The sequence below is a fragment of the Lentzea roselyniae genome (assembly GCF_039537795.1).
GTDB lineage: Bacteria > Actinomycetota > Actinomycetes > Mycobacteriales > Pseudonocardiaceae > Lentzea > Lentzea atacamensis.
The window spans coordinates 1-1,784 of the sequence record NZ_BAABBE010000113.1 but is presented as its reverse complement, the minus strand read 5'-3'; the positions used below and the strand labels follow the sequence as shown (position 1 = coordinate 1,784).

Sequence of the window (1,784 nt, the reverse complement as noted above, 5' to 3'; positions counted from 1 at the left end):
GCAGGTTCCGGTGGATCGCTGCTGGAGATCACGGCGGTCCTCGAACGAGCGCCCGTGGGCTTCGCTGTGGTGGACGAGCAGATGCGTTTCCTCTACGCCAACCCGGAGTTCGCGTCGGTGCTCGACTTGGCAACCCGTGACCACGTCGGGCGAACGATGAACGAAGTCGTTCCACCCGCCCATGCGGCCGCAGTGGAATCCCGCGTCGCCGAGGTGCTCAGGACCGGCGCCGTACACCGTGACCTCGAGATGCGTGCCGACGCCGGAAACACCACCAAGCGGCTCCTGCTCAACCTGTTCCCGTTGTGCGATCACGACAACGAGATCATCGCCGCCGTGATCGCGGTTCAGGACCTCACCAAGTCCCACGAAGTCGTCGAGCTCGAAGGACTGCGCCTGCACGCCGAGTGGACCGACAGGCTGGATCGGACACAACGCGCCGGGGGCACGGGATCGTGGGACCTCGACCTGCGCAGCGGACGAGTCGTGTGGTCGGCCAACCTCTGCCGCATCGCCGGTGTCACCCAGTCCCCGAGCACCCTTGAAGAAGTTCTTGCACTCGTGCACCCCGACGACCTCGATCTGGCACGGGCGTCCTTCACCGGTCTGACCGGGCACGCACCGGCACCGGACACCGAGTACCGGCTGTGCACGCCCGACGGACGTGTCGTGGTGCTTTCGTCAATCGCCGAACCGGTCGCGGACACCACCGGCACCGTGGTGGCACTGCGCGGCATGTGCGTCGACCGCACCGCGCGACGTACCGCCGAGGCCGATGCGCGGGCTGCCCTGGTACGAGCGGATGAGATGACGGCGCAACTGAAGGACGAGCGGAAAATCGTGCTGCAGCTGCAACGGGTTCTGCTGCCACCCAGCATCCCCGACGTCGAGGGCGCGGAACTGGCGGCTGCCTATCAGCCCGCGAACAGCTCGACTGGAGTGGGCGGCGACTTCTACGATGCGTTCCCCCTGCCTGATGGCAGGCTCGCGATCGCGGTCGGCGACGTGATCGGCCATGACATCGAAGCCGCGGTCACGATGGGCGGGGTCCGCAGCGCGCTCCGCGCCTACGCGATGCAGAACCCGCTTCCCGGCCACGTGCTGGGTGAACTGAACCGGCTCGTCTGCTCCTGCGTCGACATGACGATGACCACGGTGTTCTACGGCGTTTACACCCCCAGCGACGGCACTCTCCACTACGCCAATGCCGGCCACCCCCACCCGCTGATGGTCCGCGGCGGCATCGCCCGTCCGATGGCACACCGGCACGGGCTGATCACAGGAGCCGCGCAGTCTGCCGACTACGTCACGTTCGATACATCGCTACAACCGGGTGACGTGCTGGTCGTCTACACCGACGGACTGGTGGAACACCGCGAGAACGACATCGACACGGGCATCCAATCCCTGTGCGACGCCGTGACAGCGCCGCATCTGCCCGAACGCCTTGACCACCTCGTGCCAGCGGTGATCAACGCCGTCGCCCCGCAGGAAGCTCGCGACGACATTTGCGTACTCGCACTCCGCCACAGACCAGGCCGTTGAACGCCGAATCGAGGAATGAAGGGCCTGCTGCGAAAGGCCAGCTTCCCTGGGAAAGCCTAGTCGCCCGAGGTTGTCCCGGCTGCCGGGCGGAGCAAGGCGTAGATGGTGGTGCCGTGCGGGGTCGCGTGGACGCGCACGAGATCGGCGAACTGGTTGACCAGCAGCACCCCACGTCCGCCGCGCAGTCCGGCCGGCCGGGGTCTCCGTCCGGCGAGGGGGTCGGCCAGCTGTCCGGTGTC

Annotated in this window: 1 protein-coding gene and 1 pseudogene; one reads left to right on the top strand and one right to left on the bottom strand. The window is 67.2% G+C overall.

Translation table 11 applies throughout. The annotated features are described in order from the left end of the window. Window positions 1–1,545: SpoIIE family protein phosphatase (locus ABFX45_RS46100; protein WP_346137412.1), on the top strand; the 1,545-nt coding region annotated here is incomplete at its 5' end. Between the two features lie 56 nt (window positions 1,546–1,601). On the opposite strand, the pseudogene ABFX45_RS46095 reads toward ABFX45_RS46100, so the two are convergent. Then, a pseudogene (locus tag ABFX45_RS46095) lies at window positions 1,602–1,784 on the bottom strand (ATP-binding protein); the annotation flags it as partial.